Genomic DNA, 8948 nt, shown 5'->3' on the forward strand with positions numbered 1-8948 from the left:
CGATCCGGATCGACTAGTGAGCCTTTCTGCGCCACATGGGTTCCGAGCTGAGAGCGCAAGGCTTTATGGAGAAGATGCGTCGCCGTGTGGTTGCGCCGAATATTCGCTCGACGCACTGCATCCACGTGCGCCTTAACGGAATCACCAACGGAAAGTTTCCCTAGGATAGCTTTTCCGTGATGGAACCAGATTCCATCGCGCTTCTGGGTACTAGTGACTTCAAAATCGGGCGATTCCCCTTGCAAGACCTCACCAAAAATCCGTCCTGTGTCGCCCACTTGCCCGCCGCTCTCCGCATAAAACGGCGACTCAGTAAGAATAATCTCCGCCTCTTCACCAACTCCTAGTTTTTGAATTGGCTTGCCGCCCCGCAAAATCCCGACAATCTTCGTTTCAACACGGATCTTCTCGTAGCCAACAAATTTAGTGTGTGGCAGGGAACGCAGAAGCTCTTTAGTACCCTCATCGGTCAGTATCCACGTTTGTTTATCTTTATCCTTGGAGTCTTCGGCGTGCTTCTTCTGCGCCGCATCGTAGCTCTCCCGATCGACTGTGACACCGCGCTCTTGTGCGACCTCGGCGGTGACTTCGTAGGGAAGGCCATAGGTACTGTAGAGGTCGAAGGCTTCCTCACCCGAGAGTGCGCCTTTTGCCAGTGCGTCTTCGAGGCGAGCGAGGCCGTTTTTGAGGGTGTTGCGGAAGCTGGTCTCTTCCAGCTTGACGGCCTCCAGAATCGCTTCCTGGCGGTCTACTAATTCCGGATAGTAGTCCTTCATGTTCTGGATCACACCCGGAACGGCGCGATCCATGAAGGTCTCTTCTTCAAACCCGAGGTGTCGAATCCCGGCGACAATCGCGCGACGCATCAGGCGGCGGAGGGTGTAGCCCTGCGCCGACGAGCTAGGCGTGACGCCATCGCCGAGCAAGAAAGTGGTGGCCCGCACATGGTCGGCGATACGGCGGAAGGCGATATCAGTGGGGGAGTCGGGCGTGGACGTGTAGCTCTTGCCGGAGAGCTGCTCCATCACGGCGATCACGGGGCGCAGCAGGTCGGTCTCGAACGGCCCGGCGAGGTTATTGATCGCCGCCGCCGTGCGCTCCAGGCCCATGCCCGTGTCGATATTTCTCTTGGGCAGCTCGATCAACTTGTAGTCGTCGCCCGTGCCCTGGCCGGTGTACTGCGTAAAGACATTGTTCCAGATCTCCAGCCAGCGCGTGCCTTCGCCGTCCCAGTCCTGATCAAACGGCAGGTGCGGCTGCAAGTCGAAGAAGATCTCCGAGCACGGGCCACACGGGCCTTGGCTCTGCTCGACCATCGCGTTAGCGGGCCAGTAGTTGGTCTTCTGCCCCAGCCGTGCGATGCGCTCGTGGGGCATGCCATTGGCACGCCAGAAGTCGTAGGCCTCTTGATCGTCCTCGTAGATCGTCACCCGGATGCGCTCACGGTCTAGCTTGAGCACGTCGAACAAGAACTCGGTGGACCAGGCGATGGCCTCTTTTTTGAAGTAGTCCCCAAAGCTAAAGTTGCCCAGCATCTCAAAGAACGTACAGTGGCTAATATCGCCAATATCCTCGATGTCCTTGGTGCGCAGACACTTCTGGCTTGTGACAATGCTCCGGCGCGGCGGCGTGGCGCGGTCCTCGAAGTAGGCCTTGAACGGCACCATCCCCGCCACGGTAAACAGCAGCGTCGGGTCGTCGGTGGGCAGCGGGTCAGAGGGGAGGCGCAGTGCCCCCTTGCTCCCGAAAAACTCAATATACTTCTGGCGAAGCTCTCTAGCTAGCATAACGTGTTAGTATACGGCATCGCGCTCATTGTGCTATCGGGCAGGAAAGCTCCTGGCTCCTCCCGAATAACATCTCATGACCACGCCACTGACACGACGCTCGCTGCTCAAAGGTACCGGGGTTGCGCTGGCTCTGCCTTTCCTGGAGAGCATGCAGCCTGCACTCGCACGCACTCGGGCGGCGAAGCCACGTCGGATGCTGGCGATCTGCAACAATCTGGGCGTCCTACCCGATTATTTCTTTCCCATGGGCAACGGCCGCAACTACACGCCCTCCCCCTACCTGGAGCTCCTTCAAGCACACCGCAGTGACTTCACGGTATTCAGTGGGGTCTCGCATCCCAACGTGGATGGCGGTCACCCTGCCGATGTCTGCTTCCTTACCGCCGCACCTCATCCGGGCAGTAGCTCGTTTCGAAACACCATCTCCCTCGATCAGTTCATCGCCGAGCAGATCGGTACTCAGACCCGGTTCCCGTCGCTCACGCTCGGTGTTAATACCCGCTCCCGAAGCCTCTCTTGGACAGGAACAGGGGTCGCGATCCCACCCGAAGACAAGGCAGCGGAGGTCTTCAAGCAGCTCTTTTTCCAGGGCAATGCCACCGAAATCGCCGCGCAAATCCAGAAGCTCGATACAGGTCGCAGTATCCTAGATACTATCGCGGAGCAGACCGCCGAGCTCCAGCGCACCGTGAGCTCGCACGATAAAGAGCGCCTCGACCAGTACTTTACCAGCGTCCGTGAGCTTGAGCGCCGCCTACAAGTGTCGCGTGGCTGGGAGGACAAACCCAAGCCTGTCGTCAAAGCCCCCCTGCCCATTGACCCAGCCTCCCCGGCGGCGTATATGGATAAGGTCAAGGTGATGTATGATCTGGCACGCCTGGCCTTTGAAACCGACTCTACCCGTGCTGTCACGATCATGCTGGAGGGCGTGAGCACCCCCGTCCTAGAGATTGAGGGTGCGAAGATTACCGATGGCTACCACAACCTCTCCCACCACGGGAAATCAGAGACCAAGCGCACTCAGCTCAAGACGATTGATGAGTGGCACATGAAGCTACTAGCGGGCCTGCTCACTAGCCTCAGAGCGACTCACGAGGCTGAGGAGACCTTGCTAGACAGAACTATGGTGCTCTACGGCTCTAACTTTGGCGATGCCAACACCCATGTCACCACCAACATGCCGGTACTCCTCGCGGGGGGTGGTTTCAAGCACGGACAGCACCTTGCCTTCAGTACGCAACAGAACTACCCTCTGCCCAACCTCTATGTCTCGATGCTCCAGCGCATGGGGCTGGAAACGGATCGGTTCGCCTCCTCGACTGGCACGATGCGTGGCCTGGAGCTGGTGTAGCGTCTGATGAATACCCGTCTTCTCGCCGTTCTTGCTATCCTGGCCAGCCTCCCTCTGGCCGCCACCGCACTGCTCCCGGCGCAGCAGTCCCCCAAACCGGCACCTTTTGTCCAAAAGTATTGCCTCTCTTGCCATGAAGCGCCCGAGAAGCTGGACCCCGTCAAGGTTCATGATCGTGTCCGAGCGGGCGAGATGCCCCCCAAGGACGCCACTCTCCACCCTGGCTCTGACGAGAAACTAGACTTTCTACGGGCACTCGCGACAACCATCACCACCCAAGAGAGAGCCCAAGATGCCGCTATCGGACGCGCAACCCAGCGTCGGCTCAACGGCTACGAGTACGAAAACGCTCTGCGTGATCTCTTTCAGGCTCCCTGGCTACAGATTCGGGGGCAGTTCCCGGACGATGGCGAGGCGTACCGCTTCAATAAAGTCGGAGATGCGCTGGATGTCTCTCATGTCCACCTGGCCCGCTACCTCACTGCCGCCGACTACGCCATCCGTGAGGTTATCCGAGCGCAGGAGAAACGGACATCAACCACCACCCGGCGCTACTACGCACGCGACCAGCAGAGCCTCACCAAGACGTTCACACAGAACCCATTCAATACGTCGCCTGATCGCCAGACCTACCCCGTGATCGGTGCAACGGCACAGCCCGATGTGCGCTTGCTCCGCGCTCCGCTCTCCAGCACCGCTACCCGGGAGCAAGAGGCCGTCGGCTGGGTCTCCAGCAACTATGTCACCGGCTTCCGCTACAGCTGGGATCAATTCAAGGCGCCCGTCGCGGGGCGCTATCGGATTCGCTTTAGTGGCTACACGCTCTGGGCTGCTCCCGGCGGCTCACAGCGACGTTTTGCCAGTGGCAGCGACACGAAAGGCACCCCGGGCAAGCCGAACCTGGCGGTACCCGACTACGACCGAATCTCACCCGGGCGCACGACCGAGCCTATCACCGTCTACACGCGCAACGGGGTGATGAACCGCCGCGTGGGAGCTTTCGATATCAAGCCCGAGCTCGACACCTACGATATCGGTGAGGTCTGGCTCGTCGCCGGAGAGACCCTGGTGCCCGATGCCTCACGCTTCTACCGCTCACGCCCGCCTGCCTTCAAGAACCCCTTGATGACCAAAGAGGGCTGCCCCAGCGTGGCTTTTCGCTGGATGGAGGTCGAAGGCCCTCTCTATGACGAGACATCGGACACCGGCTACCAGCTCCTCTTTGGGGGAGACCAGAACCCTGAGCGCCTCCTGCGCCGCTTCCTCGGCCGCGCCTATCGTGGCCCTGTCACCGAGAACGATGTCCAGCGTTTTCTGCAGCTCTACCAGAACCGAAAAGCGGCAGGACTAGCGACCCGCGAAGCCCTTATCGCCACCTATACGGCGATCCTCGCCTCGCCCCGCTTTGTTTTCCTCAACGAGAAGCCGGGCAAGCTGGAGGACATGGCCCTGGCAACCCGCCTCGCACTTTTTCTCGGGAACTCGACACCGGATGATACCCTCCGTGCTCGAGCCACACGCGGTGAGCTGAGCGATCCCGCGGTGCTACGTGCGGAGACGGAGCGGCTTCTTAGCTCCCCTAAGTCCCACCGTTTCACCGAGGCCTTCCTCGACTACTGGCTTGACCTGCGTAAAATCGAGGACTCAACCCCTTCGACCACGCTCTACAACGACTACTACCTCGACGATGCCCTTGTCGAAGCGGCGGTGCTGGAGTCCCACCTGACATTCGAGGAGCTTGTGCGTCAGAACCTCCCCGTACGCAGTGTCGTGGATGCCCGCTTCACCTTCCTCAACGAGCGCCTCGCCACGCACTACGGCATCCCTGATGTTAAAGGAGTCGCGATGCGGCGGGTTGCGCTTCCCTCCGAGAGTCCTCGTGGCGGCTTTCTTACTCAGGCCAGTGTGCTGAAGGTCACCGCCAATGGCACCACGACCTCCCCCGTGCTCAGAGGCAAGTGGATCATGGAGCGCATCCTCGGTTACGAGGTTCCACCCCCACCACCCGTCGCCGCCGTAGAGCCCGACATACGGGGGGCCGTCACGATCCGCCAGCAGCTCGACAAACACCGCTCCGACCCCAGCTGTGCCAGCTGCCATAGCAAGATCGACCCGCCGGGCTTCGCCCTAGAGAGCTTTGATGTGATGGGAGGCTGGCGCGAGCGCTACCGAGGGGTGGATGAGAGCAAACCCGCTGAGAAGGGAATCGGTAAAAATGGCCAGGCCTTTGCCTTCCATCAAGGACTCCCGGTCGACTGCGCCGGGAGCCTCCCCGATGGCCGCACCTTCTCAGATGTACGCGCCTTCAAGCAGCTACTGAGCCGCGATGAGCACACCCTTGCTCTTAACCTTGCCAAACAGCTCGTTGTCTATGCCACTGGGGCACCGATTCGCTTCAGCGATCGTACTCGCCTTGAGGCTCTCGTAGCGGAGACAAAGCCGACGCAGTATGGCGTCCGAAGCCTCATTCATGCTGTCATTCAGAGTGAGCTCTTTCGCCAGAAGTGAGCTCGCGCACAAACCCCACCCAGCCGGGTTGTTCGACGAAACCCAGCGCCCGATTGATCGAGAGCATGCCCTCATTGTTCACCTCGTTATTGGTGCGGATAATCGGAGCGCCGCGCTCTTTGGCGAAGGCAAGCGCCCGGAGCTTCAGCGCCAGCGCGATTCCCCGGCGGCGGTGCGAGCGCGCAATGCCCGTGGCTCCTGTCTGGAGGTGATCGTCGGCATCCCGCCCCCAGAGCGTGCTGAGGCCCACGAGAGTCTCACCGTCTAGAGCAAGAAAATTCGCCTGGGGGAGGTACCCGGTGTGCTCAAAGCGCTTCGCCCAGACCTCGTAGGGAAGCGGTGTGAAAGGCTCCGGTGAGGGAATATCGGCCTGGATGATCTGTGTGAACTCATAGAACCGCTGAAGCACGTCCGCGTCGGTGTCGCCTAGCTCGCGCAGCGTGATGAGACGGATCCCCTGCTCCAGCACGCGCTCCTCGGCACCGGCAAAGCGGCTGGCATCGAAGGCGTTCACCTCCAGCCACGACTCGGCGTAGCTCATCTCTTCACGAAAGCCACGGTCGGTCAGAAAGCGCAATGCACGCTCCGTACCCTCGACGGTGTGCGTGCGAAGCGTGGTGGGCTGAAGCGGTACAAGATCGGCGAGCACCTGGTCGAAGAGCATCTTGCCGTAGCCCTTGGCTTGTTGTTCGGGGGCAACGAAAACATCCACCTGGAACTGGGTGGGATGGAAGCTGTGTGAGTCATGGCCGCTCTGGCCGTAACCAACCAGCAGGCCACTGTCGTCCTCGGCAACAACGCGAGCAAAGTGATGCTTTTCCTCGCGGTAGTCGTCACCAAAACGAAACTCGTTCTCGGACTCCTGGAAGCCAGGAAAGTTGGCGTTGTAGATCGCCACGATAGCGGGATAGTCCCGCAAGGGGTCAAAGGTACGGATGTTCATGTCTCTTCTATCGTAGCACAAGGTGGGTTTGCTAAGGTACGATAGCCTATGTTTGTAGCTCTGCTCAGTGTTGCGCTTCTGGCGGCTCCGCCGACAAAGATCATGCGCCTGGAAGTGACGCCGCCGTCGGTGGCACTGGACGGTCGCACGGCGCTACAACGGGTGCTGGTTACGGCGATATTGAGCGATGGGAGCCGCAAAGACGTGACGGGGCAAGCCAAGCTCACGACCTGGCCCCCCACACTGCTCCAGCTCGCGGGGAGCACGCTCACGCCGCGCACCGATGGCACGGGTGCCCTCAAGGCCGAGCTGGGCAGTGTCAGCGCCAAAATTACCGTGAGTGTCAAGAACACCACAATTGCTCCGACCTACTCGTTTGTCAATGACGTGGTTCCGACACTCGCGAAAGTAGGCTGTAGCCAGGGGACGTGCCACGGGGCGGCCTCGGGGAAAGGTGGCTTTAAGCTGAGCCTGCGCGGCTACGCCCCCGAGCAAGACTTTCTGGCGATTGTCAAGGCGCTGAGTGGCCGCCGCATCACCCGCGAGGCTCCCGAGCGGAGCTTGTTTCTGCGCAAGCCGCTGGGCGAGCTTCCCCATCGCGGCGGGACGGTGATCGCGAAGAACTCCCCCGAGCACCGGCTTCTTCTCGGCTGGCTGGAGCAGGGTGCCCCCGGCCCCATCGAGAAAGAGCCTCCCCTCGCCAAGCTTGACGTGCTCCCCGGAGATCGCACGCTCCTGCCCAACGAGACCCAGCGCCTGCTGGTGCGTGCCACCTACGCCGATGGACGCACCGAGGATGTCACCCACCGCGCCCTGTTCTCCGTCAACGACCCCGCCATCGCCTCGGTCACCGACGACGGCACAGCCAAGCAGCTCCGCTCGGGCGAGACGGCAGTGCTGGCCAAGTACCGCGACAAGCTCACGATTGTCCGCCTGAGTGCCCCGTTTCCCAACCAGCTTAAAGACAGCGCTTTCGCTACCCGCACGAACTACATAGACGATGCGGTCAATACAAAGCTCAAGGCGCTGCATATCGAGCCGTCGGGTCGCTGTACGGACAATGAGTTTCTACGCCGCGTCTTTATTGACCTCATCGGCACCCTGCCCACCGAGGCCGAGGCACGCGCCTTTCTCGATGACAGAGCTCCCGACAAGCGCGAAAAACTCCTTGACCAGCTCCTCACGCGCCCCGAGTTTGGCCTGGTTTGGGCGCTCAAGCTCGGGGATTTATTTACGCTGCGTAAAGAGAACATGGGCCGTAAGTACGCGATGCAGCTCCAAGCCTGGCTCGCCGAGCAGCTCAATGCGGGAGTTGGTTGGGACGCGCTCGCCACCAAGATTCTCACCGCGTCGGGGCTGCTGGAAGAGAACCACGCCGGGCTCTTCTGGCTTAGCCGCGTCCCACAAAAGCCAAACCAGGGCTACTGGATACGTGCCACCGAGAACTCCACCGAGCTGATCGCGCAGACTTTCTTAGGCCAGCGTATCGGGTGCGCCAAGTGCCACAACCACCCCAGTGAGAAATTCACTCAGGACGACTACTACCACTTCGCCGCGCTCTTTCAGCAAGTCAGTGGCGGCGGCGAGAACGAGGACGGCATCCCAGAGCGCCTCGAAGCCAAGCACGACCCAAACCTGCGCCACCTACGCACCAACGAGATCTCCGAGCCACGCCCTCTTGACCGCTCGAACTTGGTCTTTGCCAAGGACGAAGACCGGCGTGTGAAAGCCGCAGCCTGGCTCGTGGCGCAGGACGACTTCGCACGCAACGCCGCCAACCGGCTCTGGGCACGCTGCTTTGGGCGCGGGATTGTCGAGCCCGTGGACGACCTGCGCTCCACCAATCCCGCCAGCAACGAGCCGCTGCTCGCGGCCCTCGCCACGGATTTACGCAAGAGTAACTTCAATATCAAGGCGCTCCTCAAGACCATCTGCCTCTCGACCACCTACCAGCGCACCAGCACCGCTACTCCCACCAGCCGCCTCGACACGCGCTACTTCTCGCACTATCTCCCGCGCCGCCTCCCCGCTGAGGAGCTCGCCGATGCCCTCGCCCAAGTCACGCAAGTCCCCGACCGCTACCAGGGCCAGCCCGAGGGTGCCCGCGCCATCGAGGTCGCCGATGCCGAGATTCCCTCCCTCCTGCTCGACACCTTTGGTCGCCCACCCCGCATCCTCTCCGGCGAGTCCGAGCGCACCTGCGAGCCCGCGCTGGGTCAGGCGCTCGCGCTCCTCAACTCGCGCGAGGTGCAAGACAAGCTCACTCACAGCGGGGGGATTCTTCCGCAGCTCGTGAAAGCCAAGAAAACCAACGCCGAAATACTGGACACGCTCTTTCTTGCCGCCCTTGCCCGCT

5 protein-coding genes are annotated in these 8948 nt (G+C 61.1%); 3 read left to right on the forward strand and 2 right to left on the reverse strand.

Features of this window, described 5'->3' with window-relative positions; translation table 11 throughout:
• Window positions 1-1787: alanine--tRNA ligase (gene alaS / locus RMO15_RS08315; RefSeq protein WP_309710488.1), on the reverse strand; the 1787-nt coding region annotated here is incomplete at its 3' end.
• A 76-nt stretch (window positions 1788-1863) separates the two neighbouring features.
• Here alaS and RMO15_RS08320 point away from each other — a divergent pair.
• Both RMO15_RS08320 and RMO15_RS08325 read left to right on the forward strand, forming a co-directional pair.
• The gene (locus tag RMO15_RS08320) at window positions 1864-3141 is read left to right on the forward strand and encodes a DUF1552 domain-containing protein (RefSeq protein ID WP_309710492.1); all 1278 of its coding nucleotides are present in this window, start codon (window positions 1864-1866) and stop codon (window positions 3139-3141) included.
• 6 nt (window positions 3142-3147) lie between these two features.
• Complete coding sequence (locus RMO15_RS08325) at window positions 3148-5649, forward strand: DUF1592 domain-containing protein (RefSeq protein ID WP_309710495.1); 2502 nt, start codon at window positions 3148-3150, stop codon at window positions 5647-5649.
• Here RMO15_RS08325 and RMO15_RS08330 read toward each other — a convergent pair.
• Window positions 5618-6592 carry a GNAT family N-acetyltransferase gene (locus tag RMO15_RS08330; protein ID WP_309710498.1) on the reverse strand — a complete coding sequence of 325 codons (975 nt, stop codon included), beginning with the start codon at window positions 6590-6592 and terminating at the stop codon, window positions 5618-5620. The two genes, RMO15_RS08325 and RMO15_RS08330, sit on opposite strands and share 32 nt — an antisense overlap.
• 48 nt (window positions 6593-6640) lie before the next feature.
• On the opposite strand from RMO15_RS08330, the gene RMO15_RS08335 reads away from it, so the two are divergent.
• The coding region (locus RMO15_RS08335) for a DUF1549 and DUF1553 domain-containing protein (protein ID WP_309710501.1) at window positions 6641-8948 on the forward strand (2308 nt) is incomplete at its 3' end.

Source organism: Armatimonas sp. (genome assembly GCF_031410135.1).
Taxonomy (GTDB): domain Bacteria; phylum Armatimonadota; class Armatimonadia; order Armatimonadales; family Armatimonadaceae; genus Armatimonas.